Genomic DNA, 25,838 nt, shown 5'->3' with positions numbered 1-25,838 from the left:
ATCATGAAGCGCAGCTGACGCGGCCCTCACGGTGCGGCGCGCGTGGCGGGGGGAGTCAGGCGAGGCGCTCGCCTCCCTCGCGCATCTGGAAGGACGCCCAGGCCGCCTGAAGTCTCGCGACGGCGTCCGGGAGGCGGGCGGGGTCCACCGTGAACGGGAGGCGCAGGTAATGGTCGGGGAGCGTCTGGACGCCCATGGACGCGCCCGGGAAGAGCCGCAGGCCGTGCCGCGCGGCGTGGTGCGTGAAGTGACTGGCGTGCTCGGTCGGGAGGCGCACCCACAGGAACTGCCCGCCGTCCGGCAGGTCGAAACTCCAGCCGGGCAGGTGCGTGCGCAGCAGGTGCGCGAGCAGGTCGCGGGCGTGCGTGACGTGCTCGCGGCGCTCGCGGCGCAGGCGCGGCAGGTCCTGCAGGAGCCGCAGGGCGATGTGCTGCGCGGGAAGACTGCCGCCGAAGTCCGTGAGGGTCTTCGCCTGCATCAGCGGGCCGTGCAGCAGGTCGGGGACGCGCATCCAGCCGACGCGCAGGCCCGCCCAGTACAGTTTGCTGAGCGAGCCGACGTTCACGATGGGCGCGTCGGGCGCGTACGTCGCGAGGCGCGGCGGGACGACGTGGCGGCCGTCACCGTCTCCGAAGTCCAGGTCGATGAGGGTGTCGTCCTCGATGACGGGCAGGGCCGTGTCGTGCGCGTGCGCCGCGATGAGTTGGCGGGTCCGGGCGGGCATGACGGTCCCGGTGGGGTTCTGGAAGGTGGGCGTGAGGAACGCGAGGCGCGGGTGGTGCGTGCGGGCGGCCGTCAGGAAGTCCTCGTGCCGCACGCCGTGCGGGCCGACGGGCACGCCGACGAGGGACGCGCCGGCCGCGCGGAACACGTCGATGGCCCCGAAGTACGTGGGCGTCTCCATCAGGGCGGCGTCCCCGCGTTGCAGGAGCGTCCCGGCGGTCAGGGAGATGGCCTGCTGCGCGCCGGTCGTGATGAAGACCTGCTCGGGGCGGGTGGGGAGCCCCTCTGCGCGGTACGTGTCGGCGAGCAGGGCGCGCAGGTCCGGAAGGCCGAGCGGATGGTAGAGGCTCTCCTGGAAGGCGTCCCGTGCGGCGGCGACGAGTTCCTGCCGGTGGGCGGGCGTGAGGTACGGGACGGCGTGCGTGAAGTCCAGTTCGCGGTCGGGTGTGGGCGTCTGGTTGAGCGGCGTGCGGAGCGTGAGGACGCCCTGCCTGCGGGGGGCGGTGGCGGCGACACGGGTGCCGCTGCCGCGCCTGCGGGTGATCCAGCCTCCGGCGGCGAGGTCGTCGTAGGTGGTGACAACGACGCTGCGGCTCACGCCGAGCAGGGCACTGAGGGCGCGTTCAGCGGGAAGCGGGTCGTCGCTGCTGAGGCGGCCCGCCTGGATGTGCGTGCGGAGCTTCAGCGCGAGGCGGGACGGGAGGGTGCCGGGCGCGTCGCGCCAGCCGCTCAGGAGGGCCGTCCAGTGCGGGGAGTCCATACCCCGAGTGTAGCAGTCCAATCCGGCCAGTTGGGAAGGCATGCAGTCCAATTGGTCCAGTATTGCCTCTCGCGCAGCAGTCCACCTGCATCCACACTGGAGCCATGACCGTCCACCCCGTCCCCGCCACGCCCGGCCCCACACGGGGATTCTGGCGCGACACGCAGCCGAGCAGCGTCCTGAGCGGTCTGATCGCCATCCTGATCGGCTGGGCCGGACCGAACGTCCTGATCTATTCGGTCGCGCAGGCGGCGCACCTCTCCAGCGGCACGGCCATGTCGTGGCTGTGGGCGCACGCCGTGTTCACCGGCGTGACCGGCATCCTCCTCAGCCTGCGGACCCGCATGCCGATCATCAGCACGTGGAGCACACCCGGCATCGCGCTCCTCGTGACGGCCCTGCCGGGCGTGCCGTTCAGCGAGGCGGTCGGGGCCTTCGTCACGTCCGCCGTGCTGGTGATCCTGCTCGGCACGTTCCGGCCACTCACGCGGATCGTGCAGGCCATCCCCACGCCGCTCGCCGCCGCGCTCAACGCCGCGATCCTGCTGCCCTTCGGATTCCGTGCCCTGCAGGCGTCGCAGCAGACGCCGGTGCTGGTCGGCGCGATGCTCATCGCGTACTTCGTGCTGCGGCAGGTCGCGCCGCGCTGGGCGGTGGCGGGCGTGCTGCTGGTCGCGGTCGCCGCGAGCGGCGCGCTGCACCTGTGGCACCCGGCGAGCGTGCCGTTCACGCTGACCCGCCCGGAGTTCGTGCTTCCGGCGTTCAGCGTGCACGCCACCCTGAACCTCGCGCTGCCGCTCACGCTGCTGGCCTTCACGGGGCAGTTCGTGCCGGGCTTCGGGGTGCTGAAGGCCAACGGGTACGAGCCCGCGCCGGGACCCGTCATGCAGGCCTGCGGCGCCGCGAGTGTCGGCGCGGCGTTCTTCGGGTGCCACAACCTGACGCTCGGCGCGCTGCTCGCCAACATCGTGAGCGGCCCCGAGGCGAACCCCGACCCGGCGCGGCGCTACACGGCGGCCGTGTGGGCGGGCGTGTTCAACATCGCCTTCGGACTGTTCGCGGGCACCTTCCTGCACCTGATGGGCATCCTGCCGCCGCAGGCGCTCGCGGCCCTCGCGGGGATCGCGCTGCTCGCCGCGACGGGCAGCAGCCTGCAGGGCGCCTTCCACGGGAGCGCCAGCGGTCGCCTCGCTGCGCCCGTCATCCTGCTCGTCACGCTGAGCGGCGTGACGCCCTTCGGGATCGGGTCGGCGTTCTGGGGCATCCTGGCGGGCCTGGCGGTGCACTGGGCCGAATCCCGCCCGGCCCGGACCGCCTGACACGAACCGATACGAATCCGGGTCCATCGGTTCGTTCCGACCCGATGAACTCATCCGGAAGGACCAGACGCATTCCGTGCGACCCGCACGACCCGCCCGCAGCGTCAGCGGGCGGTGCGGGCGCGGCGGGTGGCGTTCCCGGTCAGGGGGTGCAGGGTGGGCGCGTCGGTGACGGAGCCGCGCGTCACGAGGCTGCTGCGAATCAGGATGTGCCGTTCGGGCCGCTCTCCTTCGATGCTGCCGGTGAGCGCGTCGAGGGCGTGGCGGGCGAGGGAGGCGTCGTCGTGGTTCACGGTCGTCAGGGTGGGCGTGACGACCTGCGCGACGAACACGTCGTCGAAGCCCGTGACGGACAGGTCGCGCGGGAGCGTCAGGCCGTGCTCGCGCGCGGCGGCGAGGGCGCCCGCCGCGACGAGGTCGTTGATGCACACGGCGGCGGTGGGCCGCTGCGGGTGGCGCAGCAGGGCCGTCATGGCGCCTCGGCCCGCGTCGATGCTCAGGCCGCTCAGCTGCACCCAGTCGGGCGGCAGGTCCGGGAAGGCGGCGCGGTACTCCTCCAGTTTCTCCAGCGTGTTGCCGATGTCGCTTCGGCCGCCGAGGAAGGCGACGCGGGTGTGCCCGTGCGCGCGGAGCAGATCGAGGAGGGCGCGCGTGCCGCCGCGTTCGTCGGAGCGGACGCTGCTGACCACGCCGGGCACGGGCAGGTCGCCGTTCACGACAACGACGGGGAGGCGTTCGGCGACATCCTGCACGGCACGCAGGTCTTCCGGGTCGGGGGTGGCGTCGTTGGCGAGACCGCCGAGGTACAGCAGGCCGTCCACCTGCCGTTCGCTGAGTGCCTGCAGGTACGTGCGTTCGAGGGCGCGGGTGCTGAGCGTGTTGCCCATGATCATGGTGTAGCCGCGCTCGAAGGCGAGCATTTCGAGGTGCTGGAACAGCTGCGAGAAGAAGGGGTTGCCGATGTCGGGCAGGATGCAGCCGATGGTCTGCGAGCGGTGGTGGTAGAGGGTCTGCGCGATGCGGTTCGGGCGGAAGCGCAGGTCGTGCATGGCCTGTTCGACGCGCTGCCGGAGCGTGTCGTTGACGGTGGTGTGGCCGTTGAGGACGCGGGAGACGGTCGCGACGGAGACCTGGGCGGCCTGGGCGATGTCGTAGATGGTGGCGGCTTTTTTGCGGATGATGCACCCCCTTGCGAAACCGGTTACTCAACTGTATGCTCCAGGCACTCAACTTTCAAACCGCACGTGGCCAGGGGTCAGGTGTGCGGCACAAGTGCCTAACGATCAGGAGTTCATACGACGAGTAACCGGTTACTGAAATTGTCGGAACAAAACGACCGGTCTGAGTAACCGGTTACTTCACGACCCGAATCTCCCCACACCCTCTCACGCCCAAGGAGACCCATGAACAAGCTCACCGTGCTCGCCACCCTCGCCCTCGCCAGTGCCCTGACCGGCACCGCCTCCGCCCAGGCCGACCTGAGCGGCACCGTCACCGTCTGGTCCTGGGACGTCGCCGCCAAGGCCCTGCAGTCCACCGTGCCGAGCTTCAACAAGAAGTACCCGAACGTGAAGGTCAACGTCGTCGACCTCGGCAACCAGAACACCTACGACCGCGGCCTCGCCGGCTGCGCCGCAGGCGGCACCGACCTGCCCGACGTGTACAGCATCGAGAACAACGAGGCCGAAGTGTTCTGGGCACGCTTCCCGAACTGCTTCACCGACCTCAACACCCTCGGGGCCGACAAGCTCGCCGCGCAGTTCCCGGCCTTCAAATGGACGGAACTCATGGCGGGCGGCAAACGCTACGCCATGCCCTGGGACAGCGGCCCCGTCGCCGTGTTCTACCGCCGCGACCTGTACCAGCAGGCGGGCATCAACCCCGCCGCCATCAAAACCTGGGACGACTTCATCGCCGCAGGCCGGAAACTGAACACCAAGTTCGCCGGCAAGGTCAAGATGGGCACCGTCGGCAACGGCAAGGACGACGAGTGGTTCCGGATGCTCGCCAACCAGAACGGCTGCTTCTACTTCAACACCGCCGGCACCGAGATCACCGTCAACCAGCCGGGCTGCGTCAAGGCGCTCGACACCGTCAAGAAACTGTACGACGCGCAGGTCGTCACGACCGGCGACTGGGGCGGCCAGATCACCAACATCAAGGCCGGCAAGACCGCCAGCGCCATGTACGGCGCGTGGTACGAGGGCACCATCCGCACCAACGCGCCCGAACTGAGCGGCAAGTGGGGCGTGTACCCGATGCCCGCCAGCAAACCCGGCGGCGTGCGCGCCGCGAACCTCGGCGGGAGCGCTCTGTCCATCCCCGACAGCAGCAAGAACAAGGCCGCCGCGTACGCCTTCCTGCAGAACGCGCTCGCCACGACCGGCGGACAGGTCACCATGCTGAAGAGCGAGGGCCTCGTGCCCAGCCTGCTGAGCGCCTCGAAGGACCCCTACGTCGCGCAGGGCCAGGCGTACTGGGGCAACCAGAAGATCTGGCAGACGATCCTGGACACGCTGGGCGACGTCCCGCAGGCGCGCGGCACGCAGTTCTTCCAGGACGCGCGCCAGGTGGTGCTCGTCACGCAGTCGGACTTCATCGGCGGCAAGTACAAGACCGCGCAGGAGGCGCTGGACGCCGCCGCCCGCCGCATCGCGAGCGCCACCGGCCTGCCCGTCGCGAAATAACGGGACGCGCGCCCACGCGCGACTGAAGGTGCGGGCCGGACGCGGAACGGCCGTCCGGACCGCACCCCTGCCGTCCCCTGTCCCCCGCCCGGCCGGAACGCCACCCACCGAGGTCCATTCATGACGAGCCTGCCCGCACGGACGGCGAGGCGCCCCCGGGTGCCGGTCGCGCCGTATCTGTTCATTCTGCCGTACCTGCTGATCTTCGCGTCGTTCTGGGCGTGGCCGATCGTCAGTTCCTTCCTGATGTCCTTCCGGGACTCGCGGCTCGGTCCGTCCGCGCCGTTGGGGCTGAGCAACTGGTCCCGGCTCCTGAGTGACGAGTCGTTCCGGACGGCGCTGCAGAACACCCTGGTGATCCTGGCGATTCAGGTGCCGCTGATGCTGACGCTCGCCACCGCGCTCGCCGTGGCCCTCAACAGCCGCCTGCTGCGCGCGCAGGGCCTCTTCCGCTTCGCGTTCTTCGCGCCGCTGGTGGTCGGTACGGTCGCGTACTCCGCCGTGTTCCGCCTGCTGTTCAACACCGACTACGGCATGGTGAACCGCGCCCTGACGGGCCTGGGCCTGCCCGCCGTGGACTGGCTGAACCAGCCGGTGCCCGCCATGACGGTCATCATCCTGGCCATGACGTGGCGCTGGACGGGCTACAACGCCATCATCCTGCTCGCGGGCCTGCAGGGCATCCGCGAGGACGTGTACGAGGCCGCTTCTCTCGACGGGGCGACGCCCGCGCAGCAGTTCTGGCGCATCACGCTGCCGCTGCTGCGGCCCAGCCTGCTGTTCTGCCTAGTGCTCAGCGTGATCGGGACGCTGCAGCTGTTCACGGAGTCGTCCCTCATCACCGGCAGCGGTCCCGGCAACGCCACCCTGACGCTCGGCACGTACCTGTACCAGCAGGGCTTCCAGTCCTTCAACTTCGGGTACTCCAGCGCCATCGCGTACGCCGTCGCGGCCCTGGCCGCCGTGTTCAGCGCCGTGCAGCTGCGCCTGTTCGGGCGGGACGGGTGAGCGCGCGCAGCCTGCCGCGCACGGACGGCGCGGCCCCGTCGCGGCGCTCGCGGGACCGGACGGCGCGCTTCTGGCTGCACGCGGGCCTCGTGCCGCTCGCGCTGCTGTTCCTCGCGCCGCTGTGGCTGATGCTGGTGTTCAGCACGCAGCCGGAGAGTGCCATCTTCAGTCCCGCGCCGCCCGTATGGTTCGGCGGGGCCTTCCTGGAGAACTTCCGGGGCCTGCAGGCCGACACGAACTTCCTGCGGGCCCTGTGGAACAGTGTCGTCATCTCGACTCTCTACACGCTGCTCAGCATGGTGTTCACGAGCCTCGCGGGCTTCGCGTTCTCGAAGTACAGCTTCCCGGGCCGTGGCCTGCTGTTCGGGCTGATCCTGGCGACGCTCACCATCCCGAGCTTCGTGACGATCATCCCGCAGTTCATCCTGGTGGCGCGCGACCTGCACCTCAGCAACACGTACTGGGCGGTGCTGCTCCCCACGCTCGCGAACACCATCGGGATCTTCTACATGCGTCAGGCGTTCGCGGCCGTGCCGGACGACCTGCTGAACGCCGCGCGCATCGACGGGGCGGGCGACCTGCGCCTGTACGCCCAGATCGCGCTGCCGATCGTGCGTCCGGCCCTCGCGGCGCTGGCGATCCTGCTGTTCCTGGGCAGCTGGAACGACTACCTGTGGCCGCTGATCGTGCTGACACAGAAGGACAGTTACACCATGCCGGTCGCGCTCGGCACGCTGGTCGGCCTGACGCGCGTCTCGTGGGGCGGCATCATGGTCGGCACGGTGATGGCGACCGTGCCTTTTCTCGCACTCTTTCTGGCGCTGCAGCGTCAATTCGTGGCCGGCATTGCCGGCGGGGCGGTCAAGGACTGATGACATTCGATTTCAAGGACGGCCTGATCTACGGCGCAGACTACAACCCGGAGCAGTGGTCGCCGCAGGTGTGGCGGGACGACGTGCGGCTGATGCAGGAGGCGGGCGTGAACCTCGTGTCGCTGGGGATCTTCTCGTGGGCGCAGCTGGAACCGCGTGAGGGCGAGTACGACTTCGCGTGGCTGGACGAGGTGATGGACCTGCTGCACGAGGGCGGCGTGCGCGTGAACCTCGCGACGGCCACCGCGTCCCCGCCGCCGTGGCTGTCGCTGCGCTACCCGGCGTCGCGGCCCGTCACGGCGGACGGGGTGCGGCTGGAGGTCGGCGCGCGGCAGCTGTACTGCCCGAGCGATCAGGACTTCCGCGCGCGGGCCGCCCGGCTCGTGCGGGAGATCGCCGCGCGGTACGGGACGCACCCGGCCCTGCGGCTGTGGCACGTCGGCAACGAGTACGGCTGTCACATCGACCAGTGTTTCTGCGAGCAGTGCGCGGCCGCCTTCCAGGCGTGGCTGCGCGAGCGGTACGGGACGCTGGAAGCCCTGAACCACGCGTGGGGCACGGCGTTCTGGAGTCAGCGGTACGGGGCGTGGGCGGAGGTGCAGCCGCCGCGCCGCGCACCGACCTTCACGAACCCCTCCCAGGGCCTCGACTGGCGGCGCTTCTCGAGCGACAACCTGCTGTCGCTGTACCGGATGGAGCGTGACGCGCTGCGCGAGGTGACGCCGGACGTGCCGCTCACCACGAACTTCCTGGGGTTCCTGAAGGGCCTGGATTACTTCCGGTGGGCGCAGGAGGAGGACGTCGCTTCGCTGGACGCGTACCCGGACCCGGCGGGCGACGCGCCGCACCTGGAGGCGGGCATCGCCTTCGACCTGACGCGCTCTCTGCGCGGCGGGCAGCGCTGGATCCTGATGGAGCAGGCGACGGGCGCCGTGAACTGGCGGGCCCGCAACGCCCCGAAACGTCCCGGCATGATGCGCGCCCTGAGTCATCAGGCGCTCGCGCACGGCGCGGACGGCATCATGTTCTTCCAGTGGCGCGCGTCGGTGGCGGGCGCCGAGAAGTACCACAGCGGCATGGTGGGACACGTCCCGCCGGAACGGTCGCGCGTGTGGCGCGAGGCGCGCGATTTCGGGCAGGAACTGCGCACGCTCGGGTTCCTGAAGGGCGCGCGCGTCCGGGCGCGGGTGGGCGTGATGTTCGACTGGTCGTCGTGGTGGGCGCTGGAGCAGGCGAGCCAGCCGGCCGAAACGCCGCTCATGCCGCAGGTGCAGGCGTGGTACGCGGCGCTGCGCGGGCTGGGCGTCAACGTGGACTTCGTGCCGCCGGACGGGGACCTCTCCCGGTACGACGTGATGACCCTCCCGCAGCAGTACCTGCTCGGCCGGGCGGACAGCGAGCGCCTGCGCGCCTACGTGCGGGACGGCGGGACGCTCGTGATGGGACCGTACAGCGCCGTGGTGGACGAGCACGACCACGTCATGCCGGGCGGGTACCCCGGCCTGCTGCAGGACGTGCTGGGCGCGTGGGTGGAGGAATGGGTGCCGCTGCAGGACGGCGGCACGAACCACGTGACCTGGGCGGACTCCGGCGAGCGCACGGTCGCCGGGCAGTGGTGCGAGGTGCTGCACGCGGACGGGGCCGAGGTGCTCGCCACCTTCGGGGAGGATTACTTCGCGGGCGGTGCGGCCGTGACGCGGCACGCCTTCGGGCAGGGCCGCGCGTACTACCTGGGAACGCAGCTTCCGCACGGTTCGCTGCAGACGCTGCTGGCGGGCGCGCTGGACGCTGCGGGCGTGCCGACGGCCCTGCTGCCCGCGCACCTCGACGTGACGGTGTCCGACGTGGACGGCGCAAGGCTGCTGCACGTCGTGAACATGCACCCGGCGCAGCACGTGCACCTGCACGTGCCCGGCGGCCGGGACGCAGCCCGGCCCGCCGAGACGCTGGAGTCCCTGAGCCTCGCACCCTACGGGGTGCAGATCGTGCAGTGCCCCGCCACCTTCGAGGTGAGCGACCTGCGCGTCACGGAGGCGCAGACCGCTCCCCGCCCCGTCTGAAGACCGGGCGTCCACGTCCGGCCCCGTCGCGCGCGTGAGGAGCGTGGCCGGGTGCCGTGGGCCTCACGCGCTTCGCGCCGAGGGCACGGTCAGCCCAGGGCGCCTGTCCCGTGCCGACCCGCCGAGGCGCCCCGTTCACCCGGGCAGGGCACCGAGACATTCCCCGCCGCGTTCAGGATTTCGGGACGTGCGCGAACTGGCACTGCCGCCAGTACGTGACGAACTGGTCGATCTGCGCGATGAAGTCCGAGAAGCTGTCCTGCTTCAGCATGTAGGAACTGGCGAACATGCTGTAGGCGCGTTTGACGTCGCTGTCGGCGTCCGAGGTGGACAGGATCACGACCGACAGGTGCTGCAGGTGCGGGTCGGTGCGGATGGCTTCGAGCACCTCGAAGCCGTTCATCATCGGCATGTTCAGGTCGAGCATCACGACGTGCGGGAGGGGCGTGGTCGGGTCGCGCAGGTACGTGAGGGCGGCGGGGCCGCTGTCGCGCGTGACGACCTGCGCGACGGCGCGGTGTTCCTCGAAGGCGAGTTCGGCGAGGTGGAGGTCGGCGGGGTTGTCATCGACCAGCAGGACGCGCAGTGGCTCACTCATCGCCCGTCATCATAAAGGCTGGATGGATGCGGAACGTGAGTTCCCTCATTATTTCTCATCTTTTCGGGACTGGGGGTGCGGCCAGGACGGCGACGGACCCCCGGTCGCACCTGCCCTCCCCCCACCCGTTCAGGGCAGCAGGGCCCCGAACGCTGCGACAGGCAGCGGCCGGGAGAGCAGGAAACCCTGCAGCAGATCGCCGTTCAGGTCCTCGATGAACCGGGCCTGATGCTCCGTCTCGATGCCCTCGGTGGTGACGCTGAGGTTCAGGGAATGCGCCATCACCATGACGCTGCGGATGATCGTCTCGGCCGTCCCGTCCGACTCGGGCCGCACGCCGATCACGAAGGAGCGGTCGATCTTGAGGGCGTCGAGCGGAAACCGGTGCAGGTAACTGAGGCTGCTGTACCCGGTCCCGAAGTCGTCAAGGCTGAGCCGGACGCCCAGGCCCTTCAGGCGCGTGAGCGTCTGCTGCGCGTCGGGCACGTCCATCAGGACGCTCTCGGTGATCTCAAGCACCAGTCCCTCCGGCGGGGCGCCCATGTCCCGCATGGCGTCCTGCACGGTCCGCACGAGTTCCGGCTGCCAGAACTGCCGCGCACTGAGGTTCACACTGAGGGTGAGGTGCGGCGCGCGCTCACGCCAGCGCACCAGCTGCCGACACGCTTCACGCAGCACCCACCTCCCGATCGGAACGATCAGACCGGTGCTCTCCGCGAGGGGAATGAACTTCGCAGGGCTGATCATGCCGCAGCGCGCGTGATTCCAGCGGATCAGGGCCTCCGCGCCGACCAGCTCGCGTCTGCCCGCACGGTAGATCGGCTGGTAGTGCAGTTCCAGCTCCCCGCGTTCGAGGGCGCGGTAGAGGTCCGATTCCAGCGTGACCTGGGACGCGTCGTGCGCGTCGCCGCTCGGGTCGTACACCTGCAGGCCCTGGTTGGTGCGTTTCGCGGCGTACATGGCGACGTCCGCCGCGCTGAGCAGTTGCTCGCGGTCGTGGCCGTGGTCGGGCGTGATGGCAAGGCCGAGGCTGCCTGTCACGAACACCTGCTGGCCCTGCACCACGAAGGGCGCCGTGAAGCACTCGCGCAGCCGCGCCTCGATGCCCTGCCGGAAACGTTCGACGTCGCTCGTGAACGGCAGCATCAAGGTGAACTCGTCGCCGCCCATCCGGGCCACGATGTCGGACGGCCGGAACGTGGCGCGCAGGCGTTCGGCGACCTGCACGAGGAGCGCGTCCCCGGCAGAGTGCCCGAGCGTGTCGTTGATGGTCTTGAAGCGGTTGAGGTCCATCAGGCCGACCGCGACGCGCTGCCTGTGCCGTGGCGTTTCATTCAGCTGGCGCTGCAGGTGCTCGAGAAACAGCGACCGGTTCGGCAGGCCGGTCAGGCTGTCGTACAGCGCCTGCCGCTGGACTTCCTGGTGCGCAGTCATGCTCTCCAGGATGAGGGCAGCGAGACTCGCGGCGTCCTGCAGGACCGTGAGTTCCTCCGGGGTGGGGGGCCGCCGCGACTGCCAGGTGAAGACGGTCAGTGCGCCGAACGGTTCACGTCCCGGCTGCGCCGACAGGATCGGCACGCTCCACACGCCGTGCAGACCGAGCTCCCCGAGCAGTCCCGCCGCGCCGGATCGCAGCTCGCCGGGCGTCGCCTGCACGTCCTCCACCACCACGAGCGTACGCTCCTGCACGGCCCGGGCCGTGGCGCCCTGACCTTCGCCGATGACGACGACGCCCGCACCGCGCCGCAGCGCCTCACGCAGGTCCGACGGAGCAGCGTTGCCGCTCGCGGCGAGCGTGAGCGTCTCCCCCGACCGCAGCCACGCGGTCGTGACGACCTCCGGGAGGCTGATCTCCAGCTTGCGGCACACGGCATCGAGGATGTCCGGCACGGGCCGGAATTCCGCTGCCATCTCCAGCACCTCACGCCGCAGGCGTTCGCGTTCCTGCTGGCGGCGCTCCTCGGTCACGTCGCGCTGCACGCTGACCCAGTGCGTGTACCACCCGGTCTCGTCCGCGACGGGCGTGATGCTCAGGTGCACCCAGAAGGGTCTGCCGCTCTTGTCGTAGTTGAGAAGCGTCTCGTCGACGGTCTGCCAGCGGGCGAGCCGGTCCCGGACGCGGTCCAGCGTCCGGCGGTCCGAGAGCGGACCCTGCAGGATGCGCGGCGTGAGGCCGACGATGTCCTCGGGCGCGTAGCCGGTCATGCGGGTGAAGGCGCGGTTCACGTACACGACTTTCGGGCCGGGGTCGAGGGTGGGATTCGCCTCGGCGATCACGACGGCCTCGCGCGCCGTGACGGCCACCGACTCCAGCAGGCGCAGGCGTTCGACCTCCAGGCGGCGCTGCGTCACGTCGCGCAGGGTGAGGGTCAGGCCCTCCGTCTGCCGCTGCAGCTGCAGTTCGAGCCAGGTGTCGCCGCACCTCACCTCGGCGGGCGGCACGGGTTCGTCCCGCATGACGTCCTGCACGCCGCTCCGGAAGACAGGCAGGTCCGTGACCCATGCGGGCAGCCGCTCACCGTTCTCCCAGTGCAGCAGGACGCGGGCAGCCGGGTTGTGGTACAGCACTGTCAGGTCCGGCGAGAGGGCCACCATGCCCTCTCGAACGCTGGACAGCAGCGCACTCATCCGGGTGTGCGCGAGGTCGAGGGCGCGTTCCAGCAGGAACTTCTCCTGGGCGCGCTGCACGGCCCGGCCGAAGGTCTGCGCGACGATCTGGCTCTTCACGAGGTAGTCCTGCGCGCCCGCTTGCAGCGCCGCGACGGCGATCGCCTCGTCGCCCATGCCGGTCAGCAGGATGACCGGGCAACGGCCCCGCATCTCGCGCAGGAACTCCAGGCCCGTCATGTCCGGGAGATGGTAATCGAGCAGCAGGCAGTCCGGTACCTGCTCCTGCAGCAGGCGCAGGCCATCCTCGCCGAGTTCGGCGTGGCGGAACGTGAACGACACGCCCGGCGCCTGTCCCAGCAGCCGTATGTAGTGCTCGGCGTCTTCCGGCGTGTCGTCCACGATCAGGATGCTGAGCCCCGCCGGTTCCAGCGGCGACTCCAGCGGCAGCGCGACACGGGCGGGAGAGGTCATGCCCTGATCGTACGCCCGTCACCTGACGCCCTTGTCACTCCGGCCCACAGCTCACCCCGTTCATGTGCCCGGCACGCGGGCCGCACGAGCTCACGGCGCAGCGTCCCTGCGGCGTCTCAGCTGGCAGGGACGCAACGGTACACGGCCCGGCCTGACAGGACACTGACACGCCCGCCCGCCTCAAGGTGCGGGGCGGGGACGCGTCCGGCGGCGCGTCGCCCGGCCGCCCGTCCCTGCCGCGCAGCTCACGCCCGCCATGCAAACCCGCGCGGAGCCGCGCCCGCACGGCCGCCCGCGACCTTCATGCCTCCCGCCGCACCGGCCGGTGGCCCCCTGTAAGACGCGCGACACACCCGCCCCCATAACGTCAGGGCGTCAACGGCAACGTCCTGTGGGCCGGACGAGGTGTTTCCTGTATGGTGTTCAGTTCCTACATCTTCCTGCTGCTGTTCCTGCCGCTCTTCCTGGTGGCCTACGCGCTCACGCCGGCCCGCGCGCGCTCGTGGGCGATCCTGCTCGGCAGCCTGCTGTTCTACGCCTGGGCCGCTCCGGCCGCGCTGGGCCTGCTGGTGGGCGTGATCGTGTTCACGTACCTGGTAGGTGGGCGCGTCATGGGCACGTCCGGCCGCGCCCGCTGGACGTGGCTGACACTCGGTGTGACCGGCAACCTCGCGATGCTCGGGTATTTCAAGTACGCGAACATGGCGGTCTCCAGCGCCAACGCCGTCCGTGAGGCGCTGGGCCTGGACCCGTTCCTGTGGAATCACGTGCTGCTGCCGGTCGGCCTGTCCTTCTACATCTTCCACGCGATCAGTTACCTGGTGGACCTGCACCGCGGGACGGCCAGACCGCCGCGCAGCATCGTGGAGTTCGGGGCGTTCGTGAGCCTCTTCCCTCACCTGGTGGCCGGACCGATCCTGCGCTTTCACCTGCTGGCCGAGCAGTTCCGGGAACGGACGCACACCCCGGAGAAGTTCGCGCGGGGCGCGCAGCGCGTCATGGTGGGCCTGAGCATGAAGGTGCTGCTGGCCGACCCGCTCGCGCCGCTCGTGAACGCCGCGTACACGGCCGCTCACCCCAGCGCGGCGGACGCGTGGCTCGGCAGCGTCGCGTACACGCTGCAGCTGTTCTTCGATTTCGCGGGGTACAGCCACATGGCGATCGGGCTGGCGCTGATGCTGGGCTTCGTGTTCCCCGAGAACTTCCTCGACCCGTACACGGCGACGTCCGTGACGGCCTTCTGGCAGCGCTGGCACGTCTCGCTCGGCGCGTTCCTGCGCGAGTACGTGTACATTCCGCTCGGCGGGAACCGGGCCGGGCCGGGCCGCACGCAGCTGAACCTGTTCCTGACCATGACGGTGGGCGGCCTGTGGCACGGCGCGAACTGGACGTTCGTGCTGTGGGGCATGTGGAACGGGGCCTTCCTGGTGCTGGAACGCGCCCTCGCCCGCCGCTTCCGGCGCCCGCCGCCGCCCGCGTGGTACGCCGTGCCGAAGGTCATGCTGATCGTGATCCTGGGCCGCGTGCTGTTCCGCAGCGACAGCGTCTCGCACGCCCTGGAGGTGTACCGGGGACTCCTCGGCGCGAACGGCGCGGCCCTCACCCCGGCGGTGTCGCTGCTGTTCACGCCGGAACGCTTCGCGGTGATGCTCGCGGGTGTGGCCGTCGTGTACGGCGTGCCGCTTCTGCGCGCCCGGCCACAGCTGCTGCGGCCCGCCGTGCTGAACGGTGTGGGGTACGCGCGCGTTCCGGTGTTCCTGCTGGCCGTCGTCACCCTCGCCGCGCAGCATGACGCGCCCTTCCTGTACTTCCAGTTCTGAGGCCGACATGACGACCACCAATCCCTCCTCCTCCCCTTCCCTGCTGCGCCGCGTGCGTGAACATCCCACCCTCGCGGCGGCCCTGGCCCTGAACGGTCCGGACCGCGCGTCCGCCCTGACGATGCTGCTGCTGCCCTTCCTCGGTCTGGCGGCCTCACTGCATGCCCTCAGGCCGGACGCCGCGCATGCCGTTCCGCACGACCTGCGCAGCGTGGCGAGCGGCACGACCTTCCGCATGACCGAGGCGCGGCTCGAAGCCGACCTGCCCGGACGCGCCGTGATGGTCGGCGTGGCGAACACCGCGCGGTACCTCGCGGTGCGCGGCGGGACGGACGAGGTGACGGTCGGCCGGGACGGGTGGCTGTTCCTGCGCAGCGAACTCGCGGTGCACCCGCAGGAGGCGCGGGACCTGCACAGACGCGCCGACCTGATCGTGGACCTCTCGGGGCGGCTGCGGGCGCGCGGCGTGACGCTGCTCGTGGCGGTCAGTCCGAACAAGAGCCGCGTGCAGCAGGCGTTCCTGCCGGGACGGCACCTGCCCGCCTGGAGTACGGACACGTACAGGGCCTTCCAAGCGCTGCTGCGGGCACGCGGCGTGAGCACGGTGGACCTGCTGACGCCCATGACGGCCGCGGCGCGCGCGCAGACGCAGTATTACAGGACCGACACGCACTGGAATCAGGCGGGCGCCCGCACGGCGGCCGCGGCGGTCGCCCGGACCGTGCGGGCCGCCGCGCCGGACCTGCCCGCGGCGACCTTCGTCACGGCAGCGGACCCGATGGCCGCGCGGCCCGGTGACCTGCAGCGCCTGATGGGCCTGCAGGACACCCCGGACGGCCTTCGTCCCCCCGCAGACCGCGAGGCGCAGCAGCACACGGTCGCGAGCGGCGGCAGTCTCGGTGCGGGCCTGCTCGGCGCCGCGCCGCAGGTGGTGCTGGCGGGCAGCAGTTACGGCCTGCGCGGGAACTTCCACGGCGCGCTGCAGCAGGCGCTGGGCAGCACGGTCGTCAACGTGAGCCGTGAGGGTGCGGACTTCAGCGGCAGCCTGCGCACGTACCTGCGTGACCCGGCCTTCCGGGACGCGCCGCCGCGCGTCCTCGTGTGGGAGATCCCGGAACGCTTCCTGCCCGTCCCGCTGGCGGACGAGGACCGTAGGCCCCTGATGCCCTGACCGCCGCCCGTTCCCTCCGTATCCCACATCCGAATCCACGTTCTTCCCGAGGTGAACCCATGAGAACCCCCCTGACCCTTCTGCTCCTGACCGGCCTGAGTTTCGCGGGCGCGCAGGAGACCCTGTACGCGCCCGCCCCTCCTGCCGGGTCCGCCTTCGTCCGCGTCGTGACGGTCGACGCGGGCCGCGACGTGACCCTCGACGGTCGCGCCTTCACGCCCGCCGCGAAGGCGCCCGCCGTGAGCGCGTACCGGGTCGTGCCGCAGGGCGCGCACGCCCTGCGCGCCGGGAGCAGCACCCTGACGCTGAACGTGCAGGGCGGCGCGTACCAGACGGTGGTGCTGCGCGGCGGTCACCTGACGGCCTTGGAGGCCGAGGCGCCCGCCGGACTGACGCGCGCGCGCCTCACGCTCTACAACCTCAGCGACGCGCCTGCCACGCTCTCGACCGCCGACGGCCGCACGGCCCTGCTCGGAGACGTGGCACCTGGCGCGCAGCGGAGCCTGAGCGTGAACGCCGTGAGTGCCGCGCTCGGCGTGTTCGGGAACGGCAAGGCCGTCGCGACCTTCCCCGCCGAGGCCCTGCACGCCGGGGCGAGCTACAGCGCCTTCGTGTTCGGACACGGCCAGGACAGGTCGGCCCTGTGGGTGCAGCCTACCCTGAAGTGAACGCCCGCACGACACAGACACCCCCCTTCCTGCCCTGATTTCCGAGGTTGACATGCCCATCCTGAACCGACTCCTCCTGACTGCCGCCCTCCTCTCCACTCCCGCGCTCGCCGCGTCCACGCCGGCCGACGGGGTGCCCGCCGCGTGCGGTCAGACGCTCGACCGGAAGGCCTGGATGTTCCAGGGGCAGGGCGGCTGGTTCTATTACGGGGACGAACTCTCCGGCCGCTGGACGGCCCGCCCGTGGGCGGAGGCGCGCGCCGCCTTCGTGCCGGGCGCGGCACGGCTCGCGGCGGCCCTCAGGGCGCGCGGCGTGCAGCTCGTGGTGGCGCCCGTCCCGCCGCGGTCCTTCGTCGTGCCGGGCCACCTGAACGCCGCGTTCCCCACCGAGAAGGCCTTCGACGTGGCAGGCGCACGCGCCTTCTACCAGGGGCTGGTGGGGGACCTGCGGGCCGCGGGCATCCCCACGGCCGACCTGCTCACGCCCGCCGCCGCGCTGGGGGACGCGGGCGTGTTCCGGCAGGACATCCACTGGACGCCACAGGGCGCGCAGGTGGCCGCGCACGCCGTCGCGGACACGCTGCGGCAGGCGGGGCGGACGCCGGGCGGCACGCCGTACGTGAACGTCCGGGCCGGAACCGTGACGCGCGAGGCGCAGGCGCAGCCGGTCCTGGCGCAGCTGCAGGCGCTGTGCGGTCTGAGCGTGCCGCCCGAGACCTTCGGCGACTACCAGTCCCGGCCGGACGAGGGTCTGGTCGCGGCGCCCGGCAATTTCGGCGGGAGTGAGGGCAGCGTCCGCTGGGCCTTCGGGCCGGTCGCGAGCGTCACGTTCCTGGCGCGCAGGGCAGGCCAGGTGACCGTGAACGTGGCGTTCGAGAATCCCGTCCGGGACCAGCGCGTGGACGTGGTGTTCGGCCGGCGCACGCTGGACACGGTGTCGGGGCTGCAGCCGGGCGCGAACGTGACGCGCCGCTGGACGCTGGACGCACAGGCGGGCAGCAACACGCTGGAGTTCCGGTTCGCCGACCACAACGGCGGACGCACGCCGTTCGCGCCGGGCGACGGCCGTCCTCTGGCGGCAGTGTTCAGGACGCTGACCCTGAGCGGGCCGGACGGAACGGCTGACCTCGTGAGCGACGGGGCAGCAGGGGCGGGCCTGCTGGGCGGGGCGGCCGACACGGTGCTCGTCGGTGCGAGCAGCAGCCTGCCGAACCTGAATTTCGCCGGGTTCCTTCAGGAGGAACTCGGGACCCGCGTCGACAACGTGTCGTTCGGCGGGGCGGGCGTGTACTCCAGCCTCAAGGACTACCTGCTGGACCCGGCGTTCACGGCCAGCACCCCGAAGACGCTGATCTGGCAGATTCCGCTGCTGGGCGGCGACGATACGGCCGAGAGCGACCTGCGTTTCCTGACGGCGGCCGCGCGCTCAGCGGGCAGCGTGGCGGGTACGGCGTCCGGGACGGGGCGGGCGTCGCTGGACGTGGCGGGCGTGACGGACGGCGTGGCGCGCGTGCACGTGAACGACGCGGGCGTGAAGGCCGTGACGGTAAAGGTCACGGCCGCCGGAGGAACGCGCACCTTCGAGGTCAGCAATTCCGAGCGCATGACGCACCGCCAGGAGTACCTGCTGGACCTGAGCGGTCTGGGCCGCGTGACGCGCGTGGAGGCGAGCGCGAACGGGCCGCTCACGCTCAGCGTCACGCGCTGAACCGGACGCCGACCAACTCCCGGAACGCATCTGCGGGCGTCACCCGGCCCGGGTGCTCGGCCACCTCCCGTCTCCGTCCTCCCCCTGCATGCCCCCGGCGTCCGGGGCGAGCCACGCGCGCACGACCGGGTCCGTCAGCAGGGAGACGTTCACCCAGGTGCTGTCCTGGCCGGTCGTCATCTTCAGTTTCACCTGCAGGTCAGGGTTGATGACGTAGTGACCCTGCCGGACGCGTTTCCACAGTCGCCGGGCGGGGACGTACGCGCTGTCCACCTCCGCGCGGGCCAGCAGGTGATTGAAGTACGTGCGCCTGCGCCGCGCTTCCCGCAGGACGCGTTCCGGGAACACGTCGACGTTGCGGCGGAGGAAGTCCACGGAGTACCCGTCCTGACGGCGCGCGAGTTCCGCCGCGCTCGGGGCGGGGTCCGTGAGGGCCGACTGGAAGGTGGGGAGGCTGGCGAGCATGACGTTCAGCAGGTGGAACTCCGCCTGCTCCGGCGAGAGCCGCACGAGTTTTCCCGAGACGAGCACGTCGAGCGCGGCCGGTCGCACGCGCCCGTCGACCGGCCCGAGGAGACGCTCGGCGTACGCGGCGTCCTCGAGGGCCCGGTTCAGTGCGAGCTGGTAGGGGGTGCGGCCGAACAGGTCCGTCTGGTTCACGTCCGCCCCGCGCGCCAGCAGGGCGTCCAGGAGAGGCAGGTTGCCGACCTCCGCGGCCAGCATGAGGGGCGTGAGGTTGGCCGGCGTCCGGTGGTCCACACCGTACCGGTCGCAGTCGTTCAGGACCGCCTTGAGGTTCGTGGCCTCGAAGGGCCTGCGGTACTTGTCGAGCACCGCCTGACGCTGAATGCGGCGGTCCTTGTCGTTGTTGCGCAGGAACGACGCGGCCGGTTTGAGCTTCAGGTCGCGCAGCGTCGCCAGGAGGCGGTCCTGACGGTTGAGGAGGGCGTAGTCCAGCAGGCCACGCGCGCGTTTCGGGTCGGCGGGGTGCGCGGTGACGTCCTCCTCCATGTGCCGCAGGGTGTCGGGCGTCCAGACGTCCCACGGGACGGGCTTCTGCTGCAGGACGCGCTGCCGGATGTCGCTCGCCTGTTCGGCCTTGCCCTGCAGTTCGAGCTTGCGCGCCTCGCGTTCCCAGTCGTCTCGGCTCGCCTGTTTCACCTTGAGCTGCTCGGCCTGGTCGCCGATCCTGATGTCGAGCAGGTCGAGCAGCGGGTGCCGCGTGTCGGATTCGATGAGGATGACGCGCGACACGGCGCGGGTCACGGCGACGTACAGGGCATTCACGTAGAACTTGTAGAGTTCGAGGCTCTTGTCGCTCTTGTCGCGCGCGCGGCTGTACCGTAACTCCTCGGTCTGCAGGTCGCCGCGCGTCACCCCTTCGGCGATCTGCGCGTAACTGCCGCGCTGCCCGCTGATGAAGTTGTGCAGGATGATGTTCCGGTACTCCAGGCCCTTGGCCTCGTGGATGCTGAACACGAGCGGCGTACCGAAATGCCGTCTGGCTTCGGCCTTGTCCTCGTCCCGCAGGACCAGCACGGCGTACTCGGCACTGCCGCGCGTCTGCGCGTCCAGATGCGACCGGACGGCCGCCGTGTCCGGGAGGAAGGTGACGCTGCCCTCCTCGTCCGCAACCGCCTGCACCAGGAAGGTGCTCTCACGGTCGATGCTGCCGAACCGGGCGTGCTTGACTTTCAGCAGGTCGTTCGCGACGCGCGTGACCGTCGAAGCGTTCCGGAAGTTCGCGCGCAGCAGGCTGATCGGCTGCCGGTCCGCGAGGGCCGGGTCCTGCCACAGCAGCGACTTCACGGCCGACCACGAGAAGAAGTTCGGGTGAACGATCTGGTTGCTGTCACCGCACAGCAGGAACTGCCCCGGCGTGGTCAGGGACTTCAGGATGAGGGCGAGCTGCGCGGCCGTCAGGTCCTGCACCTCGTCCACCACCACGGCGTCGTAGGTCGGCTGGACGTGCGGGAGCAGGTCCGCCGCGATCAGGCTCGGGTCGTACAGGTTCCGCTCGCGCATCCAGCCGAGGTACCGCACGAACAGCGCGTGAACCTGCGCGCGTGCCGACTGGTCATAGATGGACTGCCGTACACCCAGCGCGAGGTACGCCTGCTCGTCCAGCGCGCCGTCCGGGCGGCTGCTCAGCACGCCACGGAACTCCTCGAACAGCTGGTGCGCGTCCGTGAAGCGCGCGTCGGTCTGCCGGTGGAACCACACGCGGAAGTCCTCGAAGGTGACGGGCCGCCCCGGCACGGCCCGGATCGTCTCGAGGTACTCGTGGAACGCCAGGAACTGCACGTCCTGCGCTTCGTTCTCGAACCCGTGCGCGGCGTACAGGTCCGCGGCACTCTGCGCGAGGTACGGCGAGAGCGTCACGTACAGCACCTGCCCCGGCAGGTCACGGAGTTTCTGCAGCGTCAACGCCGTCTTGCCGCTCCCGGCCGACCCGACCAGGATGACCGGCAGCGCCGCGCGGTACACCTCGTCCTGCGTGTCGTCGAAAGACAGGACACGGTCGAGCAGGTGGAATTCGTTGCGGGACGGGTGCAGGTACCGGACCGGCTCGGCGGTGCGTTCGGCGGCCTGCACCGTGAAGTCCGGCAGTTTGCTCTCGTCGATGGCCGCCCCCCGCAGGAACCGGGATTTCTGGTAGGCGTGCTGGTGAATGACCTCCAGCGCCAGGCACACCGTCTCGTCGTGATGCCGCACGAAGGCGAGCAGCAGCCGGTTGGTGTCGTCCAGCTTGGCGCGGTAGTACATGCCCTGAGCGAGTTTCTTGACGTCCGGCGTCCGGAAGTCGTCGCGCTCGATGGCTTCCCTGACCTTGTTGAACTGTCGTTTCACACGGTCGGTCTGCAGGTCGCGGTACGTCATCACCCTCATGACCGAAGTCTCTCACGACTCAGCCCACCGAGGCCGGGAGAGTCGGCACGCCGGTCCGTTCAGGCGAACAGGGCCGCCTGCAGCGGTTCGTCCTGCGGGAGGTGCAGGTGCCGGACCTCCACGAACTCCAGGCCCGCCCCGTGCAGGCGCGTCCGGGCGGGCGCCGTGACCGCCGGGGCCGCCAGGATGCCGCGCACGGCCACCTGCCCGCCCAGCTGCGTGCGGACGGCGTCCACGTAGCGGCCGAGCTGATGGACGGCCTCCTGGCCCGCCCTGCCGCGCTTGAGTTCCACGATCACGTACCGGCCTGCCGCGTCGCGCGCGTACAGGTCGATGCCGCCCACCCCGACGAGCAGTTCACGGTCCAGCACCGTGAGGCCCTCCTCGATCAGGTGTGGCGCGCGGGCCAGCACCTCCTGCAGCTGCGCCTCCGTGCCGTCCAGCAGGAATTCGCCCTCGGCCCGCACGCCGAGCGCCTGCGCGACGCCCGGCGCGACGAACAGCACGCGCAGCACCTCGTCCGGCCGGGACCGCCTGGCCGTGAGGACGCACACGCCGTCCTCCACGGCCGCGTGCAGGCTGTCCGTGCCCGGCTGCCAGTTGACGGGCTTCACGCCCCTGGGGCCGTGGACCTGCACGCTGCCGTCGGGTTTCACGAGCAGCAGGTACTCGCCCGCCTGGGCGAGGCTCATGGCCCGGCCGTGGTACGTGATTTCCGCCTCGCACGCCACCTGCAGCAGGCCGGTGCGGCCCTGCAGATGCAGGTTCAGGAAGGCCGCGAGGGCAGCGGGGTCGGGGTTCAGCAGTTGGTCGAGCAGCACCGGCCCAGTGTACGCGGTCGCCCGACCGCACCCCGCGTGCCGCGCACGCCCCCCTTGCCGAACTGCGGCTCTTCATGCACACTGTCTCGCATGACGAAAAGCTCCAAGAAGAAAGCCGTTGCCGCCCCCGTCGCCGCGCCCACCGAAGTCGAGAAGCTCGGCAAGACCGCCCTCGTCGACCTCGTCGCGGGCCAGACGGCCCTGAGCAAGAAGGAAGCCGCCGAGGCCATCGACGCCGTGCTGGACATCATCGCCACCAGCCTGAAGTCTGGCCAGACGGTCGGCCTGCCCGGCCTGGGCACGCTCAGCGTCAAGGCGACCGCCGCCCGTACCGGCGTGAAGCCCGGCACGAGCGAGAAGGTCCAGATTCCCGCCGGCAAGAAGGTCGCCTTCAAGGTCGCCACGACCCTCAAAGCCGGCCTGTAAGACCAGGACTGCCGGAAGCGGGCTGCTCCCAGGTGGGGGCGGCCCGCTCTGCTCGTTCATGGCGGGTCAGGCGGGGCCGGTCACCGGGCCGCGCTCGCCTATGAGGCCGGCCGGTCCGCGCAGGGCGAGGCGGCTGAACAGCACGCCGAGCAGGCCGAGCGCGAAGGTCAGGGCAGCCATCCCGGACGCGCCCCACACCGCGCCGAGCGGCAGGCCGAGCGTCGCCACCCATTTGGCGAGCGTGAACACCTGACCGTTCACCGCGAGGTACGCGCCGCGCCGGTCTTCCGGGACGAGGTCCGCGAGGAGTGCCTGCCGGGTCGGCACGTACAGCAGTTCACCGACCGTCAGGACCACGCTGCCGAGCAGCAGCACCCACAGTTCCGTGCGGCACGCGAGGACCGCGAAGCCTGCCGCAAACAGCACGAAGCCCGCCTGCATGGTGGGGCGCGGCGCGCGCGCGGCAATCCAGGCCGTGACGGGCGCCGTGAACGCCACGATCAGCAGCGTGTTGACGGCCGTGAGGACGCCCGCGACCCGGAGGCCGTCGAGCGGCAGGCCGAACAGCGGAGTGGGCGTGAAGGTCTGCGCGAGGTGCACGGCCACCCAGTTCGCGCGGGAGAACTCGATGCCGAGCACGGCGACGCCGCCCAGCGTGAACAGCAGGAAGGCCGGGTCGCGCAGCACCGCCCGGTAACTGCGGCCGAGCGCCAGGAGACCCGGCGCGGCCCGGGACGTGACGGCCGCGCCGCGCGTCTCGGTCATCCGGGCCCACGACAGCCACCACGTGACGGCGGACATGCCGCACATCAGGGCCAGCAGCAGCGGGAAGTGGTCGCGGTACAGCCAGCCGCCGAGCAGTGACCCGACGAGCAGACTGGCGTTCACGGCCCAGTAGTTCACGGCGTACATGAAGGTGCGCGTCTGCGGGGTGCTGACGTCCACCAGCATCGCCTCGGCCGCCGGGTTCAGCAGGCCCGACGCGACGTTCACGGCCAGGACCGCCGCGAAGGTCGCCCAGGGGTGCGGGGTCCACGCGTTCGCGGTGAGCATCCCGGCGAACGCCACGAACTTCAGCGCCTCGCCGAGCAGCAGGGTCCGGCGTCTCCCCCACGCGTCCGCCAGCCCGCCGCCGTACAGGCCCGCCAGAAACTGCGCGAGGACGAGCAGCGCCAGCAGCACGGCCGCGCGGCCCGCGCCGAGGTGCGCCGTGAAGTACACCGCCATGAACGGGAAGACCGCGCCGCCCACCAGGCGCGACAGGAATGAGGTCGTGATGCGCGTGCGGACGTTCGGGTGCAGGGAGGACCACATGCGCGTCAGTCTGAAGGGCTGCGACGCAGGGAAAAAGTGTCAGGGTGGGTCACCGCTGACCCCTTTTCCACCGGTCGGCAGGTGCGGCGTGCGGGAGGGACGCCGAGTGGCAGAATCGGGGGACCGTGACGCCGCAGCGCCAGCCCACTCAGCCCCCGCCCGTCCAGTCCGTGCCCGTGGTGGAGCCCTGGCCGGACGAACCGGTCCTGGCGCTGCGGGCGTGGCTGTTCGCGCGGGACGGCGAGCGGGACACGTACCCGGTGACGCTGCAGGAGGTGCGGACCGTCTGGGCCTGCAGTGACCGCACGGCCCGCCGGACCCTGCAGCAGGCGCACGCCGGCGGGACGCTCGCGTACCTGCCGGGGCGGGGGCGCGGCATCACCTCCCGCGTGACGTTCGCCGTGCCGCTGCGGGAGGCCCTGACGGCGGCCCTGACGCGCCTGATCGCGGCACGGAACCTGGACGGCGTGGCGCGCGTCCTGCGTCTCCCCTTCCCGCGCGCCTGGGTGTTCACGCGGCAGGTGCAGGCCCTGTTCGGGCTGACGGAACCCGCGCCGGGCCTGGACGTGCTGCGCATGGCCGTCACGCGCGACCTCGGGAGCCTCGACCCGCTGCTCGCGTCGAACACCTTCGAGGCGCACCTGCTGCAGCAGGTGATGGACCCCCTCGTGACGCTGGACGGCACGACCGGCGAACTCTTGCCGCACCTCGCGCACCACTGGGACACGGCGCCGGACGGCCTGACGTGGACCTTCTGGCTGCGCAAGGGCGTGCAGTTCCATCACGGCCGGACGCTCGACGCGCACGACGTGAAGTTCACGCTCGACCGGACGCGGCACGGCGCGGCGTGGCTGCTGCCGGACCTCGAACGGGTGAGCGTGCACGGGCCGCACGCGGTGAGGCTTCACCTGTCGCGCAGGGACGCGTTCCTGCCGTGGCGGCTGTGCGACACGCCCGCCCTGGTCCTGCCGCGCGACCTGCCGTTCCACCCGGACCGGCTGACCGGCACGGGCGCGTTCCGGTTCACGCGCCTTCCGGCGGGACTGCGGCTCACGGCCTTCGACGCGCACTTCGCGGGCCGCCCCCTGATCGACGAGGTGGAGTACTGGAACGTCCCGGACCGCCAGCACGGCGGGCCGACCAGCGTGCAGGTGCAGGGGGAGGGCGCTGCGGCGCAGCCGCACTGGCAGGCGGAGGTGGGCGTGCAGTTCCTGATCTGGAACGCGCACCGCCCGGCCACGCACGACCCGCACCTGAGACGCGCCGTGCACGAACTGTACGACGTGCACGCGTACTGGCGGGACGTGGGCCGCACGGACCCGCTCGTGCCCGCGTCATCCTTCTATCCGCGCCGATCAGCTGCGCGCGGCGTCCCGGAACGCCGGGAGGCGCACGCGGCCGCCCTCCTGCGGGACACCCGTGCCGCGCCGCTCGTGCTGTACGCGCTCAGCTGGCCGGAACCGCAGGCGGAAGCCGCGTGGCTCGCCGGACGCTGCCGCCGCCACGGCCTGCACGTCGAGGTGCGCCCCTTCGACCTCGACCTGTCCCCGCTGCCCACGGACGGCGACATGGTCATGCTGGGCGAGGTGGCGGGCGTGCACGAGCACCTCGCGTTCCTCTCGGCCCTCCAGCACCCGCAACTGCTGTTCCGGCAACTGCTGCCGCCCGCACTGCTGCGGGACGTGGACGCGCACCTGGACACCTACCGCACCGCGCGCACGCACCGGGAACGCGAGAACATCCTGGATGCGGTGGAGCACCTGCTGCTGCGGGACGACTGGCTGACCCTGACGTACCACCGCGTGAAACGCCGTCAGCTGCATCCCCTGATCCGGGACGTGCACCCCGACGCGTACGGCCGCCTGGACCTCAAACGCCTGTGGATCGACCGGCCCGGCGTCGACGGTGCGTGA

Annotated in this window: 18 protein-coding genes; 11 read left to right on the top strand and 7 right to left on the bottom strand. The window is 71.0% G+C overall.

The genetic code is table 11. The features are described 5' to 3' along the window. Positions 1-55: 55 nt before the first annotated feature. Positions 56-1,483 carry an aminotransferase-like domain-containing protein gene (locus IEY33_RS04510; RefSeq protein WP_188961082.1) on the bottom strand — a complete coding sequence of 476 codons (1,428 nt, stop codon included), beginning with the start codon at positions 1,481-1,483 and terminating at the stop codon, positions 56-58. Positions 1,484-1,587: 104 nt separating this feature from the next. Between IEY33_RS04510 and IEY33_RS04505 the strand changes: the two genes are divergently transcribed. Further along, complete coding sequence (locus IEY33_RS04505) at positions 1,588-2,802, top strand: benzoate/H(+) symporter BenE family transporter (protein ID WP_188961081.1); 1,215 nt, start codon at positions 1,588-1,590, stop codon at positions 2,800-2,802. 104 nt (positions 2,803-2,906) lie between these two features. Here the strand turns inward: IEY33_RS04505 and IEY33_RS04500 are convergent, their stop codons facing one another. Then, positions 2,907-3,950, bottom strand: coding sequence for a LacI family DNA-binding transcriptional regulator (locus IEY33_RS04500; protein WP_268238811.1), 1,044 nt, complete (start codon positions 3,948-3,950; stop codon positions 2,907-2,909). 255 nt (positions 3,951-4,205) lie between these two features. Here IEY33_RS04500 and IEY33_RS04490 point away from each other — a divergent pair, with 255 nt between their 5' ends. The 4 genes from IEY33_RS04490 (at position 4,206) to IEY33_RS04475 (ending at position 9,429) form a co-directional block, all read left to right on the top strand. Beyond that, positions 4,206-5,489: an ABC transporter substrate-binding protein gene (locus tag IEY33_RS04490; protein WP_188961079.1), complete on the top strand. Its 1,284-nt coding sequence runs from the start codon at positions 4,206-4,208 to the stop codon at positions 5,487-5,489. A 120-nt stretch (positions 5,490-5,609) separates the two neighbouring features. After that, entirely contained in the window at positions 5,610-6,497 is an 888-nt protein-coding gene (locus tag IEY33_RS04485) for a carbohydrate ABC transporter permease (RefSeq protein WP_188961078.1), read from the top strand. Next, positions 6,494-7,369, top strand: a complete 876-nt coding sequence (locus IEY33_RS04480; protein ID WP_229670766.1) for a carbohydrate ABC transporter permease — start codon at positions 6,494-6,496, stop codon at positions 7,367-7,369. The genes IEY33_RS04485 and IEY33_RS04480 overlap by 4 nt, the downstream gene beginning before the upstream one ends. Beyond that, positions 7,369-9,429: a beta-galactosidase gene (locus IEY33_RS04475; RefSeq protein WP_188961077.1), complete on the top strand. Its 2,061-nt coding sequence runs from the start codon at positions 7,369-7,371 to the stop codon at positions 9,427-9,429. The genes IEY33_RS04480 and IEY33_RS04475 overlap by 1 nt, the downstream gene beginning before the upstream one ends. Positions 9,430-9,601: 172 nt before the next feature. Here IEY33_RS04475 and IEY33_RS04470 read toward each other — a convergent pair whose 3' ends face one another. Next, the gene (locus IEY33_RS04470; protein ID WP_188961076.1) at positions 9,602-10,027 is read right to left on the bottom strand and encodes a response regulator; all 426 of its coding nucleotides are present in this window, start codon (positions 10,025-10,027) and stop codon (positions 9,602-9,604) included. Between the two features lie 129 nt (positions 10,028-10,156). Beyond that, positions 10,157-13,108, bottom strand: a complete 2,952-nt coding sequence (locus tag IEY33_RS04465; RefSeq protein WP_188961075.1) for an EAL domain-containing protein — start codon at positions 13,106-13,108, stop codon at positions 10,157-10,159. A 416-nt stretch (positions 13,109-13,524) separates the two neighbouring features. On the opposite strand from IEY33_RS04465, the gene IEY33_RS04460 reads away from it, so the two are divergent. The 4 genes from IEY33_RS04460 to IEY33_RS19195 are packed head-to-tail and all read left to right on the top strand — an operon-like array spanning position 13,525 to position 18,475. After that, on the top strand, positions 13,525-14,928 hold the full coding sequence (locus tag IEY33_RS04460; RefSeq protein ID WP_188961074.1) for an MBOAT family O-acyltransferase: 1,404 nt from the start codon (positions 13,525-13,527) through the stop codon (positions 14,926-14,928). A 7-nt stretch (positions 14,929-14,935) separates the two neighbouring features. Further along, the gene (locus IEY33_RS04455) at positions 14,936-16,099 is read left to right on the top strand and encodes an alginate O-acetyltransferase AlgX-related protein (protein ID WP_188961073.1); all 1,164 of its coding nucleotides are present in this window, start codon (positions 14,936-14,938) and stop codon (positions 16,097-16,099) included. A gap of 59 nt (positions 16,100-16,158) precedes the next feature. Continuing rightward, positions 16,159-16,767, top strand: a complete 609-nt coding sequence (locus IEY33_RS04450) for an alginate O-acetyltransferase AlgF (protein ID WP_188961072.1) — start codon at positions 16,159-16,161, stop codon at positions 16,765-16,767. Positions 16,768-16,819: 52 nt separating this feature from the next. Continuing rightward, positions 16,820-18,475: an alginate O-acetyltransferase AlgX-related protein gene (locus tag IEY33_RS19195; protein WP_229670765.1), complete on the top strand. Its 1,656-nt coding sequence runs from the start codon at positions 16,820-16,822 to the stop codon at positions 18,473-18,475. 39 nt (positions 18,476-18,514) lie between these two features. Here the strand turns inward: IEY33_RS19195 and IEY33_RS04440 are convergent, their stop codons facing one another. Together IEY33_RS04440 and nucS are read right to left on the bottom strand one after the other, a co-directional pair. Continuing rightward, complete coding sequence (locus IEY33_RS04440; protein WP_188961071.1) at positions 18,515-21,364, bottom strand: ankyrin repeat domain-containing protein; 2,850 nt, start codon at positions 21,362-21,364, stop codon at positions 18,515-18,517. 59 nt (positions 21,365-21,423) lie between these two features. Next, complete coding sequence (gene nucS, locus IEY33_RS04435; protein ID WP_188961070.1) at positions 21,424-22,185, bottom strand: endonuclease NucS; 762 nt, start codon at positions 22,183-22,185, stop codon at positions 21,424-21,426. A 90-nt stretch (positions 22,186-22,275) separates the two neighbouring features. On the opposite strand from nucS, the gene IEY33_RS04430 reads away from it, so the two are divergent. After that, positions 22,276-22,611, top strand: a complete 336-nt coding sequence (locus tag IEY33_RS04430; protein WP_188961069.1) for an HU family DNA-binding protein — start codon at positions 22,276-22,278, stop codon at positions 22,609-22,611. A 66-nt stretch (positions 22,612-22,677) separates the two neighbouring features. Here the strand turns inward: IEY33_RS04430 and IEY33_RS04425 are convergent, their stop codons facing one another. Then, positions 22,678-23,925, bottom strand: a complete 1,248-nt coding sequence (locus IEY33_RS04425) for an MDR family MFS transporter (RefSeq protein ID WP_188961068.1) — start codon at positions 23,923-23,925, stop codon at positions 22,678-22,680. 125 nt (positions 23,926-24,050) lie between these two features. Between IEY33_RS04425 and IEY33_RS04420 the strand changes: the two genes are divergently transcribed. Beyond that, positions 24,051-25,838, top strand: a complete 1,788-nt coding sequence (locus IEY33_RS04420) for an ABC transporter substrate-binding protein (RefSeq protein ID WP_229670764.1) — start codon at positions 24,051-24,053, stop codon at positions 25,836-25,838.

Source organism: Deinococcus aquiradiocola (assembly GCF_014646915.1).
Lineage (GTDB): Bacteria > Deinococcota > Deinococci > Deinococcales > Deinococcaceae > Deinococcus > Deinococcus aquiradiocola.
The sequence above is the reverse complement of the archived record's forward strand: the minus strand, read 5'-3'. Positions and strand labels throughout refer to the sequence as shown.